The sequence below is a fragment of the Spirillospora sp. NPDC046719 genome (assembly GCF_040645715.1).
Classification (GTDB): domain Bacteria; phylum Actinomycetota; class Actinomycetes; order Streptosporangiales; family Streptosporangiaceae; genus Spirillospora.
The window spans coordinates 1-19058 of the sequence record NZ_JBEYYT010000150.1 but is presented as its reverse complement, the minus strand read 5'-3'; the positions used below and the strand labels follow the sequence as shown (position 1 = coordinate 19058).

Here is a 19058-nt window from a genome sequence, read left to right as displayed (position 1 = left end):
GCGGGGGCCGCGCCGCCGCGTGCGTGCTGTACCGCGGGCCCCTCCGCGCGGGCACCCCGCCCCTGTCCGGGCGGCTCGGAAACCCCCCCCCCCACCGCGAGCGGGTCGCCGCGCACCTGACGCTCGTGCACATGCGCAAGACCCTCGTCCCCGCCGAAACCCCCTGATCCGCGGCCGGTCCCGCCGGCGCTAGGGTGGGCGCGTGCTGAAAGTGGGACTCACCGGCGGAATCGGGTCGGGTAAGAGCGAGGTGTCCGCGCGGCTGGACGAGCGCGGCGCGGTGGTCATCGACGCCGACAAGATCGCCCGCGAGGTGGTCGAGCCGGGCACGCCGGGTCTCGCCGCGGTCGCCGCCGAGTTCGGCGAGGAGGTGCTGCTGCCGTCCGGCGCCCTCGACCGGGAGCGCGTCGGCAGGATCGTGTTCGCCGACGCGGACCGGCTCGCCGCGCTGAACGCCATCGTCCACCCCCTGGTCGGGGAGCGGATGCAGGAGCTCATGGACGCCGCGCCCGCCGACGCGATCGTCGTCTACGACGTCCCGCTGCTGGCGGAGAACGGCCTCGCCGGCATGTACGACGCGGTGGTGGTCGTGGACGCGCCCGAGGAGACCCAGCTGGACCGGCTGACGTCCCGCCGCGGCATGACCGAGGAGGACGCCCGCGCCCGCATGGCGAACCAGGCCACCCGGGAGCAGCGCCGCGCCGTCGCCACCCACGTGATCGACAATTCCGGCACCCTGGACGACCTGAAGTCCCAGGTCGACGCCCTCTGGGAGACCCTCACCCGCCAGGCCGCCGACAAGACCGCCCGCGAGCAGACCTGACCCGTCACGCGAGCGGCCCCGAGCCGTGGCGCGAGCGGAACCGAGCCGTAACGCGAGCAGGCCCGAGCCGTAACGCGAGCAGGCCCGAGCTGTGGCGCGAGCGGACCTGAGCCGTCACGCGAGCGCGTTATCTGACCGGTGGGGGCGATGCCGAAGGCGAGCCCCCACCGGGAAGCTCGCGAAGCGAGGTCGCGCTCGCACAAGCACGGTCAGGGGCCGAGCCGCCAGGCGAGGCCCCTGGGCCGGGGTTGCTAAAAGGCAGCGTCCATGGGGAGTTGGCGGACCTCGCGGAGGTAGTCGTCGAGCTCGCCGGGTTCGAAGCGGCACATGCCGACGGCGTACCAGAACTCGGCGGTGGCGTTGCCCTCCCACTTGTAGCGGCCGTCGGGCGCGAGCGCGGCCCAGCCCTCGGCGAGGCCGAGGAGGGTCGCGCGGCGGACCGGGGCGGCGCGGTCGGAGACGTCCCACAGGATGACGGCGCCGTCGTCGCCGGCGGTGGCGAGCTGCGTCCCGTCGGGGCTGAACGCCGCCGACCAGACGCGCCGGGTGTGGCCGGTGAGGGTGTGCAGCGGCCGGCCGGTCGCGGGGTCCCAGAGCCGGACGACGAGGTCGTCGCCGGCGCTGGCGAGCATCTCCCCGGACGGGTGGAACGCGGTCGTCCACAGGCGGCCGACGTGGCCGCGCAGCTCGTGCAGCGCCTCGCCGGACGACGGGTCCCACAGCCGGACGGTGCCGTCGTTGCTGGCGCTGGCGAGGACGTCGCCGGACGGCGCGAACGCGACCTGGTAGACGCGGTCGGCGTGGCCGCGCAGCATCCGGAGGAGCTCGCCGGTGCGCGGCTCCCACAGCCGGACCACGCCGTCGTCGCAGCCGGTCGCGACGGCGCCGCCGCCGGGGTGGAAGCAGATGGAGCGGACCCGGCCGCGGTGGTCGGCGAGGTTGACGATCTCGCGGCCGCTCGTCCAGTACCAGAGCCGGACGCTGTCGTCGTCGTTGGCGGTGGCGAGGACGTCGCCGTCGGGCGCGAACGCCTGCGCCCACACGTGGTCGGTCTCGACGTTCAGCTCCCGTTCGAACGTGCCGGTGCCGGCCTGCCACAGGTGGACGCCGCCGTCGTTGGTGGCGGTCGCGAGCTGGGAGTCGCGGCCGTTGAACGCGGCGGAGGTGAGGTTGTCGGCGGCGCCGCGCAGCTCCCGGACCATCCGGCCGGTGCGCGGCTCCCACAGCCGGACGAGGCCGTCGTTGCCGCTGGAGGCCAGCAGCCCGCCGTCCGGGCTGAACGCGACGCCGGTGACGCGGCGGCCGTGGCCGCGCAGCACCGTCCGGCACTGGCCGGTCTCGGCGTCCCACAGCCGGGCGGTGCCGTCGTTGCTGCTGGTGGCGAGCTGGTGGCCGTCGGGGCGGAACGCGAACGGCCAGACGGCGCCGCGGTGCCCGGCGAGCTCCAGGCGCTGCCGGCCCGTTGCGGGGTCCCACAGCCGGACGGACCCGGCGCTGTCGGCGGTGGCGAGGCGGCCGCCGTCGGGGCTGAAGGCGGCCTGGTAGATGCCGCCGCCGTGGCCGGCGAGGGCGGCGCGGGGCCGGCCGTCCTCCCAGAGCCGGACGGACCCGTCGGTGTCGCCGGTGACCAGCAGGTCGCCGCCGGGGTGGAACGCGATGGCGTAGACGCGGCCGGTGTGGCCGAGCAGCTCCTGCCGGATCTCGCCGGTGCGGATGTCCCAGAGCCGGACGACGCCGGCCTCGTCGCCGGCCGCCAGCATCGAGCCGCCGGGGTGGAACACGGCGCGGAACACCGCGCCGCGGTGGCCGGTCAGCTCGCGCCGCAGCGCGCCGGTGGCGAGGTCCCAGACCCGCAGGGTGCCGCCCGCGTCGCCGGTGACCATGAGGGAGCCGGCGGGGTCGAACACGGCGGTGTAGACGGGCGCGGTGTGCCCGGACAGGTCGTGGAGGTGCTCGCCGGTGGCGGCGTCCCAGATCCGGATCGTGCCGTCGGCGGCGCCCGCCGCCACCAGGCTCCCGCCGGCGGGCGCGTGCCCGCCGACGACGACGGGCCACACGCCTTCGGGGTGGACGGTGAGGGTGTGCCGGCACCGTCCGCTCGCCAGGTCCCAGATGCGGACGGTGCCGTCCGCGGAGCCGCTGGCGAGGAGGTCGCCGTCGCGGTCGAACGCCACCGCGTAGGCGCGGTCGCGGTGGCCCTGGAGGGTGCGCAGCGGGGTGCCGGTGACGGCGTCGCAGACGAGCACGCCGCCGTCCTCGCTGCCGACGGCGAGGACGGACCCGCCGGGGCTGTAGGCGAGCGGCTGCGGCAGCCGGCTGGTCTGGAAGTGGAAGCCGTAGGGGACGCCGACGGCGGCGGGCGCGACCTGGATGTCGATGGGGCGGCCGGGCGCGATGGCGGCCTCGCGCAGCTCCGGCGCGGTCGCGATCCGGTCGGGCAGGTCGGCGTCGACGAGCGCGGCGCGCGTCCAGCGGCTGCCCTCGATGGCGGCGTCGCGCAGGTCGGCGCGGGCGAGGCGGGCCCGGGACAGGTCGGCGCCGCGCAGGTCCGCGCCGGTCAGCTTCGCCTCGTCGAGCCGCGCCCCGGCGAGCGAGGCGTCCCGCAGCACCGCGCGCGACAGGTTCGCGCCGACGAGCTGCGCGTCGGTGAGGTCGGCGCCGGTCAGGTCGACCTCGTGCAGGTCGCGGTAGGACAGGTCCTCGCCCTGCAGGCGGGCGCCGCGCAGGTCGGTGCGGGCGGGGGTGCGGAGCCGGGTGGTGACGCGGATGGCGTTGGCGCGGGCGGTGTCGTCGGCGCCGGGGTCGGCGAGGACGCCGGCGGCCCAGTCCTGGCAGGCGCGGGTGTCGGCGAGGTCGCAGAGGAAGTCCACGGTGAGCTGGGACAGCGCGCGGCGACTCAGGGCGGCGGGGACGGCGCCGCGGGCGAACGCGTCGGCGATGTGCCGGGCGACGAGCCACTCCACCACCGAGCCGTGGATGAACCCGAACAGGCCCTCGTCGGTGCGGACGAGCAGGCTGCCGGCGCCGACCGCGTGCGTCACCTGGTGCGGCGACAGGCGTCCCTCGGCGAGGCCGGTGAGGGTGTCGGCGACGTCGGCGAGCTCGGCGAGGCGCAGGAACTGCTCGTTGCCCTCCCACAGCCGCAGCGCGAGCGTGCCGACCGCCTCCCACATGTCGTCGACGGCGAGCCCGGACGGCCCGCCGCTGCCGCGGACCCGCTCGGCCTCGTACGCCAGCCACGACGACAGGATCTCCTGGTAGAGGTCGGCGGGGCTGACCGTGGTGCGGGCCTGCGCGACGGCGCGGAGCCGGTCCTCGGGGAGGTCGGCGATGAAGCTGAGCATGCGGGGGTTGGAGGTCAGCGCGAGCAGTTCCTCGATGCCCGACAGCAGGCCGAGGCGGGCGTCGGCGGCCTCCTCGTCGCCGTACCGGTTGACCAGGTAAGAGCGGACCTGCCGGGGCGTGAACTCCTCCAGCCCGAGGACGCGCCGGTGCGGCAGCACCCCGACCTTCTCGCCGAGGGCGGTGAGCACCTGCGCCTGCGACTTGAAGTGCTGGGTGCGGCTCGCCACGACGATCTTCGCCTTGTCCTGCGCGGCCTGGAGCAGGGTGTCGAGGTGGTCGGCGGCCTGGTCGTAGGTCACCCGGGTGACCAGCTCGTCGAACCCGTCGAACAGCAGCACGATGCGGCCCTGCCGCAGCATGTAGTGGAACGCCTTGAGGTCGATCAGCTCCTCGCCGTGGTTGGCCAGGTGCGCGGCGACGAGACCGTCCACCGAGTGCGCCTTGTCGAGCGCGCGCAGCTCGATGAGGATCGGGACGACGTGCGGCAGCTCCTCGGGGATGCGGCGGGCCAGCTCGCGCAGCGCGAACGTCTTACCGCGGCCGAAGTCGCCCAGCAGCAGCAGGAACCGGCCGTGGTCGGCGGCCAGCAGCCGCAGCATCTCCCCGACGACGTCCTCCTCGACGCCGACGCCCGCCCCGCCGGACGCCCCGCCGGAGGTCTCGGCGGCGGGCGCGCCGGAGGTCTCGGCGGACGGCGCGTCCGGGCGGAACCGGTCCAGCTCCCGGTACCGCTGCGGGACGTACAGCGACGGCGGGTACAGCCCGCCCGCCGACAGCCGCGCCGTCTGCGCCGACACGTACTCCGAAAGGTCGAGCAGCCCCTGGAACTCGGTGAGGCTGCGGACCCGGATGCCGCGGCGCAGCGCGTCCTCGCGCAGCGACCGCGGCGGCACCGGACCGAGGTAGACCAGCTCCGACCCGTGGTCGGCGCCGTCGGCGTGCACGTGCCGGACGAACGCGTCCACGTCCTCCGCGGTCACCTGCCCGACGTGCGCGCCGATCCGGTACTGCCGGACGAACCCGTCCTCCAGGTGGGTGAGCAGCAGGTGCGGCGGGTCGGCGCGGCCGTCCTCGCGGGGCGGCGGGACGACGCGGCGGATCGTCGCGCGCTCGAACCGGGTCTCGCACGCCTCGGTGAGCCGGTCCAGCAGCCGGGCCGTGGGGTCGGGCGCCGGGTCGGCGGGACGGTCCGGGACCTCGCCGGCGCCGAGCCCGGGGAGGGGGCCGGCCGGTCCCGCCGGTGCCGCCGCCGCCCGGGGCGGGAACGTTCCCGCGGTCTTCGACCAGGCGACGGCGAGGCGCTCGGGGCCGCGCCTGGCGGCGTCCTCGGGGATCCACCGCTCCAGGCCGTCCGGGCGCAGCACGACGGTCTGGTGCCGCCCGGGGCCGAGCGCCGGGACGGACGGGACGCCGGAGCCGAGCAGCGGCACGGCGCCGAAATCGGACTCGGTGCCCTGGAAGAACAGGTTGACGTGGCCGCTCAGCAGCGTCTCCACCGTCTCGGGGTCGCGCAGCGCCCCGGGCTCCCCGGCGATGGGCGTGTGCTCCACCGCGCCGAGCCGCAGCCATCCCTCGTCCTCGAAGTGGCGGAGCCGCTCGTTGAACCAGGCGGCCTGCGCCTGCCCGACCCGCCCGTACCGGTCCTCCTCGCGGTGCGACTGCGGGAGCGTCGAGTTGAGCCCCGCCACGACGACCTTCAGGTCGGGGACGGGGAACAGCGTCCAGGGCTGCGCGCTGTCGAAGATCAGCGCGTCGAGGCCCTGGTAGAACTCCTTGAACAGGTTCGCGAAGTGCCGCCACTTCGGCCAGTAGGGCGGCTGCGGCTCGATGTCGTCGGCCTCGCAGCTGGAGAAGTACGCCTGGCAGGCCGCGCGGGTCACGTCGTGCGTGCCCGGCACCACCGCGACGCGCTGCGCCTCCAGGCCGAGCAGGGCGCGCAGGCTCGTCAGGAACGACAGCGCCTCGGCGAACTCCTTGCGGCTGCCGGAGTGGGTGAGGTTGCCGGTGACGACCAGCAGGTCCGGGCGGGGGACGCCGGCGTCGGCGAGCCGGGTCACGTCGCTCCAGATGCGGTCCTGCAGCTCCGCCGCCGTCGTCGGCTCGCCCGGCTCGGCGAGGGTCCGGCCGAACCGCGGGCCCGACACGTGCAGCACGCTCAGCCGCTCGCGGCGCTCCTCGCCGCCGCGCGCGGAGGGGAACGCCGGCGCCGCCACCGGCGCGCGGCGCGCCGGGCGCTCGCCGCCCGGCTCCTGGCGTCCCGGCCCGGCGCGCCCGTCCCCGGCGGACCCCTCGCCCTCCCGGCCGCCCACGATCGCCGCAGGGCCGCCCGCGGCCCCCCGCCCGCCCCCCGGGAAGCCCGGGCCGTCCGAGGGGCGCGCGTGGCCGATCAGCGCCTCCTGGATGCGCCGCATCAGCAGCCCGCGCGCCTCGTCGGGGTCCTCGACGCCGACCAGGTCCACGTAGGTGATCGTCGACAGCAGCCCGTCGATGGGGCAGTCCTCGATCCGGACGGTGACGAGCTTGCGGGCCGGGTCGTCCGGGTCGGCCCGCAGCGCCGCCATCCACTCCAGCCGGCCGTACCGCGAGCGCAGGTAGTTGCGCGACAGGACCGCCACCACGGCCTTGGCCTCCGACAGCCCCCGGTCCATGAAGTCGATGAAGTTCGTGCCGGGCACGAAGTCCCACGCCTGCATCATCGTCCGGTGCCCGGCCGCCTCCAGCTGCCAGGCGATCCAGGACGCCCACCGCTCGTCCGCGGGGGAGTAGCTGATGAAGAAGTCGGTGGGACGCTCCTGCCGTGGACGGCCGCCGGGGGGAGTCATGCCGCCAGTATCGCGCCTGGGAAGGCGATCTCGAGCGCATCGGCCCGGTGAGCCGCCGGCGCACCGGCCGGGTTATGGGATCATGGCGCGCGTGTCGCCCCCGATCGAGACCGTCCGCCGCGCGGCCCGCTCGCTGGGCGTCCTCGACTGGATCCGCATCGGCGTCCTCGCGCTCGGCCTCGTCTTCGTCGCGACCGGTGCGCTGCCCGCCGAGACCGCGCGCTCCAGCGTCGGGCGCATCGCGCCGCTGCTGCTGTTCCTGTTCGCGATCATCGTGCTCGCGGAGCTGACCAAGGAGGCCGGCGTCTTCGACGCCATCGCCCAGCGGGTGGCGCGCGCCGGGCGCGGCCGCTACGCCGCCCTGTTCCTGCTGTGCGTGGCGTTCGCGTCGATCAACACCATCTTCCTCAACCTCGACACGACGGCGGTACTGCTCACGCCCGTCATGCTGGCGCTCGCGGCGCGCGCGCGGATCGCGGCTCTGCCCCTCGCCATGACGACCGTGTGGCTCGCCAACACCGCCAGCCTGCTGCTGCCGGTCTCCAACCTGACGAACCTGCTCGCCTCCGACCGCGTGGCCCTGGAGACCCCCGCGTTCGCCGCGCGGATGTGGCTGCCGCAGGCGGCGGTCCTGGCCGTCACCATGGCGCTGCTGTGGGTGTTCTACTGGCGGCGCCGCATGCGCGGAGAGGACGCCTACGACCCGCCGGAACCCGTCCCCGTGCGCGACCGGGTGCTGTTCTCCGCGACCGGCGTCGCGTGCCTGCTGTTCATCGGCGCGATCCTTGCGGGCGTCCACACCGGGATCCAGCTCGGCATAGCGACCACGGTGGCCGCCGCAGTGGCCGTCGCGGCGTTCGCCGTACGGGACCGCTCGGCGCTGCGCCCGGCGCTGATCCCGTGGCAGCTGATGGTGTTCGTCACCGGGCTGTTCCTGGTCGTCCCCACGCTGGAGCGCTACGGCCTCGACGACGCGATGCGCGCGCTCGTCGGCACCGACGACGGCGCCTCGGGAGCGTTCCGCGCCGCCTTCTCGGGGGCGGGCCTGTCGAACGTCCTGAACAACCTGCCCGCCTACGTCGCGGGCGAGTCCGCCGTGCCCGCGACCAACAAGGATCAGCTGCTCTCGCTGCTCGCCGGCACGAACGTGGGGCCCGTCATCACCCCGTGGGGGTCGCTCGCCACGCTCCTGTGGTTCGAGTGGTGCCGCCGCTGGGACGTCCGGGTCCCGATGCGCAAGTTCGTCCTGACCGGGGCGGCCCTTGCGGTCCTGGGCTGCGCCGCCGCCGTCGGGACGCTGCTGCTCACCCGCTGACGCGCCCCAGGGAGGCTCAGAGGGGCGGCTCAGGGGGAGGGGCGGCTCAGGGGGAGGGGACGCTCCAGGCGGCCGTCTCCAGCAGGCGGTCGAGCAGCTCCGGGCGCGCCGCGACGAAGCTCAGCTCCGACGGCGGCCGGTCGATGCCCAGCTCGTACGGCGCCCCGTCCAGGCGGCGCAGCTCCGCGCCCGCCTCCGCCGCCAGCAGCGCCCCCGCCGGAAGGTCCACGATCTCCGGCAGGTAGCCGACGAACCCGTCGATGTCGCCGCGCGCCAGCATCGCCCACCCCACCAGCGGCGCCCACAGCTGCAGCATCCGCGCGCACCCGGCCTCCACCCGCGAGCGCAGCCCGAACGCCTCGGTGTCGCCCGGTCCCACCTGGTGGCCCTGCGTCCACGCCAGCACCGGGTTGCGCTCCCGCCCCGGACGCGGGCGCTCCGGCAGCGTGAGCGGCGCCCCGTCAGGGCCCTGCGCGCCCCCGCCGTTCAGCGCGGACCAGGTGCGACCCGTCACCGGGTCGTGGACGACGCCCAGCACCGGCTCCGCGCGCGCACACAGCGCCAGGCCGACCGCGTACACCGGCATCCCGATGGCGACGTTGTTGGTGCCGTCCAGCGGATCGACGAGCCACACCATCTCCTCGCCCGGCGCGCCGTCCAGGATCCCGGACTCCTCCGCGATGATGCGGTGCCCCGGATATGACGCGCGCAGCCGCTCCAGGATCAGCGACTCGGCGGCCGTGTCCAGCTCCGTCACCACGTCCCCGGCCGTGCCCTTCGGACGGGCCTCCACCGGCCCGTCCACCCGCGACCGCAGCAGCGTCCCCGCCGCCTCCGCCGCCTCGACCGCCACCCGGCGGGCCTCCGAGAGATCGACCGGGAGGGCCGGTGACGGGGTGCCGGTTCTCATCGGGGCCTCTCCAGTCGTTGACGGGCCCGCCTACCGGCGGGCCGAGCGGTGCCGGCGCCCGTACGGGCCGGAGGACGGCGGTTCGTCGGGCAGGGACGCGACCCCGGCGGGACCGGGATGCGCGGTCGCGATCCGGTGCGCCGAGCGCCGCAGCGCCCGCACCGTGTCGCCGGAATCGGACCGGGAGCGCCGCACCCGGTGCGTCGGGACGTCCAGCGGACCGAGCGACAGGTCCCCGCCGCCGGGCGTCTGCCGCCCCAGCGCCACCGTCGCCGCGTCCAGGCCGTCCTCGATCAGCGTGCTGTGGAACACCCCCGCGGGCAGCGTGTACGACTCCCCGGTGCGATGCGTCGTCGAAGGGCCCGGACGGTAGCGGACGGCGCGGCCCGTCGCCCGCAGTTCGTCCACGTCGCCGCTGCTCACCACCTCGAACACCTGCCCGGCGCTCTCCGCCGCCGCGGCGCCGCCCGGAGCCGCGCCCGGCTCTTCGAGGACGTCCATCCGGACGTTCCGCACCGTCCCGTACAGGACGAAGCTGAGCAGGTCCCAGCTGTGGCAGTGCACCGGCGACGTCGTCGACGGGGCGGGCCGCACCTCCGGCGTCCAGATGTGCAGGCACACGCCGAGATCGCCGCTGCGCTCCACCGGCAGGCACAGGAAGCCCAGGGGGTGGCGCACCGCCGCGACCGGCGAGCGGCCCGCGACGACGTCCTCCAGGACCCGCTCCGCCCACGCCGGCAGCGTCCGCGCGGCCCGGCCGGCGCGGATCTCCCCTCGGATCTCCTCGTACCTCATCCCGGCCCGCCACGTCCTCCCCGCGGCCGGGGGCGCGGCCCGGTCATTCGTACGGGTCCTTCGCGCGCAGCGCCTTCCGGATGATCTCGATGACGTCCCGGTCGGTGTAGGAGTGCGCCAGCTCGATCCCGATCACCTCGAAGAGCTTGCGGACCTCCTCGACGGTCGGCTCGTCGTCCAGCGGCGCCAGCCGCGCCTGCTCCACCGGCACCCGGCGCGCCTGATCCAGGCTCGTCTGCAGCTCGGCGCTCACCCAGCTGTAGTAGAACTTGTCGTTGTCGACCACCAGCGCCTCGCCGCGCGGGTCGTCGCGGGTCACCACCAGCCGCGACGACGCCAGGTCGTAGCGCAGCGTCGTCATCGTCCGCGCCAAGCCGATGTCGATGTCGAGCATCCCGAAGCGCTGCTTGTGCCAGCACGCCGCCAGGAGCGTCGCGTACGCCTCCTTGCGGGTGCGCTCCAGCGTCCACTTCTCGCCCGTCGCGTCCGGCGAGTCCGACACCGAGCGCCGGTGCCGCGCGTACGCCTCGCAGACCTCCACGTTCGTGGGGTCGAGGATCTCCAGCCGGAACAGCAGCGTGCGCCGGTCCCTGCGGGCGGCCGCCACGCACTCGGGCAGCGTCTTGGCGCGGATGTAGGTCCCGGTGCCGCCCTTGAAGAACCACCGGTCGGTGTCGCGGCGCGCCTCCTCCAGCACCTGCGCGACCTGCCCGCCGCCGATCACCCGCACGACCGCCGTCTCGTCCAGCGCCCGCTTGGTGCCCGCCAGCACGCTCTCGAACTCCTCGATGTGCGCCAGCCGGCCGCTCAGCTCGTCGAGCGTGGACGCGGACGCGCGCAGCGTGTCGCGGACCTCGGCCTCCACCGGGATGCGGCGGCCCCGGTCGCGCAGCACCGAGGTGGCCAGCAGCGCGATCACCGCCAGGATGGCGCTGTTGGTGATCTCCGCCTCGTGCGGCAGGTTCACCCCGAGCCCGAGCACCGCGACGGTGATCGCCAGCACCAGCGCGATGAAGGCGTCGGCGTTCTTCCCGAGCCAGTTGGCGAAGCGGGTCATGGTGTGCGACATCCCCGTCCTAGTCGGCGCCGTCATCGTAACCACAGCACGGGGACGGCGGGAAAGCCCCGCGGGCGGGGCGTCGCGGGCACCGCCGGGCCACACCCCCGTCACCGGGACCCCCGCCGGCGCCGCCACCTGGGCGAAGACCGGTCGAACCGGCTCCGCCCGGCGGAGCCGGTTCGGGTGCCCTGGCCTGCCTATAGGCTCGTCGCATGCACCTGCGGGGCTGGTGGTCGGCGGCGTGGCCGACGCGGCGTTCACGCGCGCTGGACGTCACCCTGGCCGTGTCCTTCGCGGTTCTGGACGGCCTCTTCCTCTGGTTCTCCCCCCAGCATTTCTGGCTGCCGCACACCGTCACGTCGGCGTGCAGCGTCGTCCTCGGCCTCTGCATCGTCGTGCGGCGCCGGCACCCGGTCGCGCTGGCCGTCTTCGCGATGGTGTTCAGCGCCGTCACCGGCGGCGGCGCGTTCGTCGTCCTGGTGATCCTCTACTCGCTGGCGGCCTACGCGACGTCCCGCCGGATCGTCCTCGGGGTCGCGGCCCTGAACTACGCCGTCGGGCTCGCCTTCCCCCCGCCCACGTCGAGCAACGACAGCTTCCTCGCCCAGGCGATCTTCGGCATCACGTTCACCGGTGTGCCCGTCCTGCTGGGGCTCTACATGGGCGCGCGCAAGCAGCTCCTGGCCTCCCTCCAGGAACGCACGGCACGCCTGGAACGCGAGCAGCACCTCCTCGCGGAGCGCGCGCGGGGCGAGGAGCGCACCCGCATCGCCCGCGAGATGCACGACGTGGTCGCCAACCGGATCAGCGTCATGGTCGTCCACGCCGGCGCCCTCAAGGCCGTCGCCGCCCGCGACCCCGGACGGGCCGCCGAGACCGCCGCCGTCATCGGCGACATGGGCCGGCAGGCCCTGGAGGAGCTGCGGCACGTGATCGGCGTCCTGCGGCAGGGCGAGGAGGCCCTCCCGCAGGAGGCCGTCACCCTGGAGCACGTGCGGGAGCTGATCGGCCAGTCCGGCGCGGCGGGCCTGCGGGTCGCCCTGTCCGTCCGCGGCGCGGAACGCCCCATGCCCAGCGCGGTGGGACGGACGCTCTACCGGCTCGTCCAGGAGGCCCTGACCAACGTGCACAAGCACGCCGGCGCCGCCGACACCCGCGTCGACCTCGGCCTGCTCCCCGAGGCGATCGAGGTGGAGATCGCCAACGACCCGCCCACCGCGCCGCCCGCGCACGACCTGCCGAGCGGCGGGCACGGCCTGGTCGGCCTGCGGGAGCGGGTCACCGCCCTCGGCGGCAGCTTCGAGGCCGGGCCGCGCGGCGGCGGCTACGCCGTCAAGGCCCGCCTCCCGCTGCCCGCCTCCTGATCGTTTCACCGGTCTGACCTGCGGAAATATCGAGGGGTCCGCGATTGTCGTACCTGCTGCATAGAGTGGGCGGCAAGCGAAGGAAAGACCAGGGGGAGAGGCGATCATGCGGCCGATCACGGACCTGCGGCGCCGCGTGGCGCCGTTCGAGGTCGTCACCGAGATGACGCCGTCGGGCGACCAGCCGCAGGCCATCGCCGGGCTGACCGAGCGCGTCGAGCGCGGCGACAAGGACTCGGTGCTGCTCGGCGCCACCGGCACCGGCAAGACCGCCACCGTCGCGTGGCTGGTCGAGAAGCTCCAGCGGCCCGTCCTGGTCATGCAGCCGAACAAGACGCTGGCCGCGCAGTTCGCCAACGAGCTGCGCGAGATGATGCCGGGCAACGCCGTCGAGTACTTCGTCTCGTACTACGACTACTACCAGCCCGAGGCGTACATCCCGCAGACCGACACCTACATCGAGAAGGACTCCTCGATCAACGACGAGGTCGACCGGCTGCGGCACTCGGCGACCAACTCGCTGCTCACCCGCCGCGACACCATCGTCGTCGCGTCGGTGTCGTGCATCTACGGCCTCGGCACCCCGCAGGAGTACGTCGACCGGATGGTCCGGCTGCGCGTCGGCCAGGAGATCGACCGCGACGACCTGCTCCGCCAGCTCGTCGGCATGCAGTACAGCCGCAACGACCTCGCGTTCACCCGCGGCACGTTCCGGGTCCGCGGCGACACCATCGAGATCATCCCGCAGTACGAGGAGCTCGCCGTCCGGATCGAGATGTTCGGCGACGAGATCGAGAAGCTCGCCACCCTGCACCCGCTCACCGGCGAGGTCATCACCGAGGACGAGGAGCTGTACGTCTTCCCCGCCTCGCACTACGTCGCCGGCCCGGAGCGCATGGAGCGCGCCATCCGCGACATCGAGGCCGAGCTCGAGGTGACCCTCGCCGACATGGAGCGGCAGGGCAAGATGCTGGAGGCGCAGCGGCTGCGCATGCGCACCACCTACGACATCGAGATGATGCGCCAGGTCGGCACCTGCTCCGGCATCGAGAACTACTCCCGGCACATCGACGGCCGCGGCCCCGGCACCGCCCCCAACACCCTCCTCGACTACTTCCCCGAGGACTTCCTCCTCGTCATCGACGAGTCGCACCAGACCGTCCCGCAGATCGGCGCGATGTACGAGGGCGACGCGTCCCGCAAGCGGATGCTGGTCGAGCACGGGTTCCGGCTCCCGTCCGCGATGGACAACCGGCCGCTGAAGTGGGAGGAGTTCCTCGACCGCATCGGCCAGACCGTCTACCTGTCGGCGACGCCCGGCCCCTACGAGATGAACCGGGTCAAGGGCGACGTCGTCGAGCAGGTCATCCGCCCCACCGGCCTGATCGACCCGGAGATCGTCGTGAAGCCGACCAAGGGCCAGATCGACGACCTCGTCCACGAGATCCGGCTGCGCACCGAGCGCGACGAGCGGGTCCTCGTCACCACCCTGACCAAGAAGATGGCCGAGGACCTCACCGACTACCTCCTCGAACTCGGCGTCCAGGTCCGCTACCTGCACAGCGAGGTCGACACGCTGCGCCGCATCGAGCTGCTGCGCGAGCTGCGCGCCGGCGAGTTCGACGTGCTGGTCGGCATCAACCTGCTGCGCGAGGGCCTCGACCTGCCCGAGGTGTCGCTGGTGTCGATCCTGGACGCCGACAAGGAGGGCTTCCTGCGCTCGGAGACCTCCCTCATCCAGACGATCGGCCGCGCCGCCCGAAACGTCTCCGGCCAGGTCCACATGTACGCCGACACCGTCACCCCGTCGATGGAGCGCGCGATCGACGAGACGAACCGGCGCCGCGCCAAGCAGCAGGCCTACAACGAGGAGCACGGCATCGAGCCGACGGCGCTGCGCAAGCGGATCGCCGACATCCTCGACTCCCTCGCCCGCGAGGACGCCGACACCGAGACGCTCATCGGCGGCGCCGGCCGCCAGCAGAGCCGCGGCAAGGCGCCCGTCCCCGGCCTCGCGTCCCGCACCAAGGAGGTGGGCCGGCACGCCGCCGACCTGGTCGGCGACCGGCCCCGCGAGGAGCTGGAGGGCCTCATCGAGCAGATGACCGAGCAGATGCACCAGGCGGCCGCCGACCTGCAGTTCGAGCTCGCCGCCCGGCTCCGCGACGAGATCAAGGAGCTCAAGCGCGAGCTCCGCGAGATGAAGGAGGCCGGCGTCCGATAGCCGGCGTCCGGCGGTCCGCGTCCGGTGGCCGGTGGTCCGGCTCCGGGTGGCCCGCGGCCGAGGTCAGGTGGCCCGCGGCCGAGGTCAGGTGGCCCGCGGCCGAGGTCAGGTGGCCCGCGGCCGGCGTCAGGTGGCCCGCGTCCGGCGTCAGGTAGGCCGCGGCCGGAGTCAGGTGGTCGGCGCGGCCCGCGCGGCCCGGGAAAACGGTTGGCGATCATCGGCGGCCGCGCGGACGATCGGGGCATGCGCAGAACCGGACCCGAGGGACGCCGCATCGCCTGGGAGACCGTGGGAAGCGGCCCGCCCCTGGTGCTCCTGCACGGATCCTTCGGCCACCGCGGCGTCTGGCGCTCCGGCGGCCACGTCGACGCGCTGGCGGGGGAGTACCGGCTCGTCCTCATCGACGCGATCGGCTACGGCGAGAGCGACGCGCCGCACGACCCGGACGCCTACCGCGTCGAGCGGCAGGCGGACGACGTCGCCGCCGTGCTGGACGCCGAGGGCATCGGCCGGACGGCCTTCTGGGGCGCCTCGATGGGCGGCATCGTCGGACTCCACCTGCTGGCCCGCCGCCCGGAACGGCTCACCTGCCTGATCGCCGGAGGCGCCCACGCCGGCGAGGTCGGGTTCGCCCGGGCGGAGGTCGAGCAGGAGGCCGCGCTCTGCCGCGAGAAGGGCGCCGCGCCGTTCGTCGAGGCGGCGGAGAGGCAGGGCTTCCTGCCCGGCTGGATGCGCGAAGCGATGCTCGCGGTCGACCCGGAGGTGCTGGCCGCGCAGACCATCGGGGCCTCCGGCCGGCCCGGCGTCGACGGCGCCGTGGCGGCGGCGGGCGTGCCGGTGCTGCTGCTCACCGGGGACCGCGACCGCCGGCTGCCGGGGATCCGCCGCACCGCCGAGGCCGTGCCGGATGCCTCGCTGGTGGAGCTTCCCGGCTGCTCCCATATGGACGCGTTCCTGCGCCTCGACCTCACCCTGCCGGTGGTCCGGCCGTTCCTGCGGCGGTACGCGGTGGCGTGAGGCGCTACCGCGCGGGCGCGGCGCGGGCCATCTCGAACTGAAGCTCGTCCTTGCCGGGACGGCCGGGCTTCGCGGGGCCCGTCCTGGCGAAGCCGTGCCGGGCGTAGAGGCGCTCCGCGCGATGGTTCCCCTCGAAGACCCAGAGCCTCAGCTCGGCGAAGCCCCGTTCGGCGGTCCAGTCCAGGGCGGCGCGGACCAGGAGGTCGCCGACTCCCTGGCCGCGCGCGGACGGCGCCACCCACATGCCGACGAGCTCGGCCGCCGCGCCCTCGTCGGGAACGACGGCGGCCAGGCCGGCCGGGCCGTCGCCGTTCTCGGCGAGGAAGGTGTTGCGGGCGGCGAGCCGGTCCTGCCACACGCTCGGCTCGAACGCCTCCTCGCGGGCGAGCGACGACCAGAAGGCGTCAGGTGACTCGGCCAGGGACGCGAGCCGGACCGACCGGTACAGGGCCCAGTCCCCGACCTCCAGCAGCCGCACCGTCGCCATGCCGGACACGGTCGCATCCGCCCCGAGCCGCCGGCAACCGGTTTCCGGCGGCGACGCGTGTCCGAAGGCGACCCGTTTCCGAAGGCGACCCGTTTCCGAGGGCGACGCGTCTCCGAAGGCGACGCGTCTCCGAAGACGACGCGTCTCCGAAGACGACCCGTGTCCGAGGGCGACGCGCTTCCGGCGGAAAAGGGGAGGCCGTGCGCCCGCGCGGCGTCCTAGGCTCGCGGGATGGAGTACGACGTCCGCCCCGCCCGGCCCGGGGACCTGGCCGGGCTGCCGTCCATCGAGGACTCCGGCGACCGCCTGTTCCGCCCGCTCGGGATCGTGTTCCCGCCCCGCCCGACCGTCGCCGAGGAGATGATCGCGAAGGGCGCCGAGTTCCTCGTGGCCGGGGACCCGCCGGTCGGGTTCGCGACCGTCGAGGAGGTGGACGGCGCGACGCATCTGGAGCAGATCTCCGTCCACGCGGACCTCGCCGGCCGGGGGATCGGCACCCGGCTGCTGCGCGCGGTGGTGGACGGCGCGGCCCGGCGGGGCTCCCCGGGAGTGAGCCTCCTGACGTTCCGCGACGTCCCGTGGAACGGTCCCTGGTACGCCCGGCACGGCTTCGCCGAACTCCCCGAGGAACGCTGGGGACCGGGCATCCGCGCCTACTGGGACGCGGAGATCGCGGCCGGCCTGCACGACCTCGGGCCCCGCGTCGTGATGTGGCTCCCGCTGCCCGCGCCCGGCACCGGATGAGGCGCGGCCGCACGTATGGTGGTTCTCCGGGAACGCGCGACGCCCCGCCCGCGTCCCATTACAAGATCTACAACGTAAAGGCGGACGGTCGGGGGCGCCCGGCGTCCCGGTTGCGCGAGGAGGACGATTGACCCCCGGGTCCTGGCCGCGTCGGCTGCGGGAGCGCCTGGGCGAGCGCGGGCTCGCCGTCCTCGTCCTGGTGGGGCTGCTGGCCCTCGCGGTGGTTCCGCTGGTGGCGATGCCGGCCGCGCGGTGCAAGGCGTTCGGGAGCGGGTGCCACCGACCGAAGCCGCCGGTCCGCGCCGATCCGGTCGTCGCGAAGGAGCACCAGGTCACGCCGGTCGAGGCGGCCACGCGCGGCGCGTACGTCGCGCTCGGCGACTCGTACTCGGCGGGCGTCGGGGCCGAGGCGACGGTCGCCGACAACAACCCGCTCAACCGGTGCCGCCGCACGTCCAAGGCGTACTACCACGAGGTCTCGACGGCGTTCCGGTTCGCCAAGGGGTCCTCGTTCTGGGCGTGCTCGGGCGCCACGACGGCCGACGTCCTCAAGGGGCGGTACGGCGAGCCCCCGCAGCTCGGCCGCGTCGACGCCGGCACCAGCCTGGTGACGATCAGCATCGGCGGCAACGACGTCGGGTTCTCCAAGGTGCTGGGCGGCTGCGTGGTGCACCTGCCGTGGAGCCACAGCTGCACCGACCAGGGCGCGGACATCGCCGCACGGATGGCGAAGCTCCGCGGGAGCCTGCCCGCCCTGCTGGAGAAGATCACCGACCGGGCGCCGTCCGCGCGGGTGATCGTGATGGGGTACCCGAAGGCGTTCTCGGAGATCACGGGGGTCGGCGGGGACAACATCACGGTCTCGGACCAGCGCTGGCTGAACGCCCGCGCCTACGACCTCGGGCAGATCGTCCGGCAGTCGGTCGCCGAGGCGGACGCGCGGGTCGTGGCGCGGCACGGCCGGGGGAGCGTGGAGTTCGTCGACGCCTACAGCGCGTTCGCCGGCCACGAGGCGGGCAGCGCGGTCCCGTACATGAACGGCCTGGCGCTGAACCTGTCGGCGCTGGAGGCCGAGCCGCGCAGCTTCCATCCGACGGCCGCCGGGCAGCACGCGCTCGCGCAGCTGTTCCTCGCGCAGATCCAGAAGGGCCCGGGCCGCCCGCTGTCCTGAAACGGCCACGATGCGACGTACGTCCCGGTCTGACGTGCGGTGACGCCCCTCCGGCATGCCTGCTGGAGGGGCGTGTCGTCCGCCGGAGCGCCGTTCCGACTTCCAGAAAGACACTACTGTCTGTTTAGCTGTGCGGTGTCCGGTCGCTCGACTCCTGGAAGAGAGCCACGATGCCCAAGCTCCTGCGCAGGACCCTCGCCGCCGCCCTCGCCGCCGCCGGCCTGTCCGTGCCCGCGCTCCCCGCGCACGCCGACTCGCCGGTGCCGCTCGGCGGCGGCTCCGGAATCGTCCAGCAGGTCAAGCAGGTCTCCGGCGGCGGCTACAGCTTCGAGCTGTGCACACTGACCGCGATCGGCCACGACGCCGACGGGAACCTGGTGGGCGTGACCAACGCGCACTGCTTCATCGACGCCGACGGCAACAAGCTCGTGGGCGACACGGTCTACGCCAACACCACCCCCGCCGGAACGCCCGGCTCGCCCGCCCCGGCCACCTTCGACTTCGACGCGACCATGGCGATCGGCCCGATCGGCAAGGTCACCTACGTCAGCGAGCCCAACAACTACGCCTCCGGCGGCCCGCGGGGCCTGGACTACGCGGTCATCAAGCTCGACCCGGCGAAGGTCGCCCCGGCCGCCACCGTCGGCGCCCCCAACGGCTCGACGACGATCGACTCCGTCGGCCAGGTCCCCGCGTCCGGCACCCGGATGTGCAAGCAGGGGCACACCACCGGCCTCACCTGCGGCGCCACGCTCGGCGCCGACGCCCCCTGGTACTGGACGCTGATCTGGACGTGGGCCGGCGACTCCGGGGCCCCCGTCGTCAACGGGACGGCCCTGACCGGCTCGGCGTGGGGCGCCCAGCACTTCACGCCCATCACGAGCATCCTCGACGACATGAACGCGCACGGCGGCGTGGGGGCGGGCTTCCACGTCGGCTGACGGCCTCCGGCTCCAGGCGCGTCCCCCCGGCCGGGGGGCG

Annotated in this window: 13 protein-coding genes; 8 read left to right on the top strand and 5 right to left on the bottom strand. The window is 74.5% G+C overall.

Features of this window, described 5'->3' with window-relative positions; translation table 11 throughout:
• The first annotated feature begins 202 nt into the window (after positions 1 to 202).
• Positions 203 to 823: a dephospho-CoA kinase gene (coaE, locus tag ABZ914_RS24645; protein ID WP_500196004.1), complete on the top strand. Its 621-nt coding sequence runs from the start codon at positions 203 to 205 to the stop codon at positions 821 to 823.
• Between the two features lie 251 nt (positions 824 to 1074).
• Here the strand turns inward: coaE and ABZ914_RS24640 are convergent, their stop codons facing one another.
• On the bottom strand, positions 1075 to 6990 hold the full coding sequence (locus ABZ914_RS24640; RefSeq protein ID WP_500196002.1) for a WD40 domain-containing protein: 5916 nt from the start codon (positions 6988 to 6990) through the stop codon (positions 1075 to 1077).
• A gap of 91 nt (positions 6991 to 7081) precedes the next feature.
• On the opposite strand from ABZ914_RS24640, the gene ABZ914_RS24635 reads away from it, so the two are divergent.
• Entirely contained in the window at positions 7082 to 8305 is a 1224-nt protein-coding gene (locus ABZ914_RS24635) for an ArsB/NhaD family transporter (protein ID WP_500196001.1), read from the top strand.
• A gap of 46 nt (positions 8306 to 8351) precedes the next feature.
• Here the strand turns inward: ABZ914_RS24635 and ABZ914_RS24630 are convergent, their stop codons facing one another.
• From ABZ914_RS24630 to ABZ914_RS24620, 3 genes are read right to left on the bottom strand one after another with little or no spacing between them, the layout of a single operon-like run.
• Positions 8352 to 9215 (bottom strand): inositol monophosphatase family protein, encoded by an 864-nt coding sequence (locus tag ABZ914_RS24630; protein ID WP_500195999.1) that lies wholly within the window; start codon positions 9213 to 9215, stop codon positions 8352 to 8354.
• A gap of 30 nt (positions 9216 to 9245) precedes the next feature.
• A complete protein-coding gene (locus ABZ914_RS24625; protein ID WP_500195997.1) occupies positions 9246 to 10010 on the bottom strand; it encodes a hypothetical protein in 765 nt (254 codons plus the stop codon).
• 43 nt (positions 10011 to 10053) lie between these two features.
• Entirely contained in the window at positions 10054 to 11079 is a 1026-nt protein-coding gene (locus ABZ914_RS24620) for a hypothetical protein (protein WP_433137981.1), read from the bottom strand.
• Between the two features lie 203 nt (positions 11080 to 11282).
• On the opposite strand from ABZ914_RS24620, the gene ABZ914_RS24615 reads away from it, so the two are divergent.
• The 3 genes from ABZ914_RS24615 to ABZ914_RS24605 all read left to right on the top strand — a co-directional run bounded on the left by ABZ914_RS24615 (position 11283) and on the right by ABZ914_RS24605 (position 15675).
• Complete coding sequence (locus ABZ914_RS24615; protein WP_500195994.1) at positions 11283 to 12434, top strand: sensor histidine kinase; 1152 nt, start codon at positions 11283 to 11285, stop codon at positions 12432 to 12434.
• Between the two features lie 106 nt (positions 12435 to 12540).
• On the top strand, positions 12541 to 14658 hold the full coding sequence (uvrB, locus tag ABZ914_RS24610; RefSeq protein WP_500195992.1) for an excinuclease ABC subunit UvrB: 2118 nt from the start codon (positions 12541 to 12543) through the stop codon (positions 14656 to 14658).
• Positions 14659 to 14901: 243 nt separating this feature from the next.
• Entirely contained in the window at positions 14902 to 15675 is a 774-nt protein-coding gene (locus ABZ914_RS24605) for an alpha/beta fold hydrolase (protein ID WP_500195991.1), read from the top strand.
• A 4-nt stretch (positions 15676 to 15679) separates the two neighbouring features.
• Here ABZ914_RS24605 and ABZ914_RS24600 read toward each other — a convergent pair whose 3' ends face one another.
• Entirely contained in the window at positions 15680 to 16162 is a 483-nt protein-coding gene (locus tag ABZ914_RS24600) for a GNAT family N-acetyltransferase (protein ID WP_500195989.1), read from the bottom strand.
• A 231-nt stretch (positions 16163 to 16393) separates the two neighbouring features.
• Here ABZ914_RS24600 and ABZ914_RS24595 point away from each other — a divergent pair, with 231 nt between their 5' ends.
• The 3 genes from ABZ914_RS24595 to ABZ914_RS24585 all read left to right on the top strand — a co-directional run bounded on the left by ABZ914_RS24595 (position 16394) and on the right by ABZ914_RS24585 (position 19018).
• Complete coding sequence (locus ABZ914_RS24595) at positions 16394 to 16906, top strand: GNAT family N-acetyltransferase (protein WP_500195987.1); 513 nt, start codon at positions 16394 to 16396, stop codon at positions 16904 to 16906.
• A gap of 127 nt (positions 16907 to 17033) precedes the next feature.
• The gene (locus ABZ914_RS24590) at positions 17034 to 18077 is read left to right on the top strand and encodes an SGNH/GDSL hydrolase family protein (protein WP_500195985.1); all 1044 of its coding nucleotides are present in this window, start codon (positions 17034 to 17036) and stop codon (positions 18075 to 18077) included.
• Between the two features lie 170 nt (positions 18078 to 18247).
• Positions 18248 to 19018 carry a trypsin-like peptidase domain-containing protein gene (locus tag ABZ914_RS24585; protein ID WP_500195983.1) on the top strand — a complete coding sequence of 257 codons (771 nt, stop codon included), beginning with the start codon at positions 18248 to 18250 and terminating at the stop codon, positions 19016 to 19018.
• Positions 19019 to 19058: the final 40 nt, after the last annotated feature.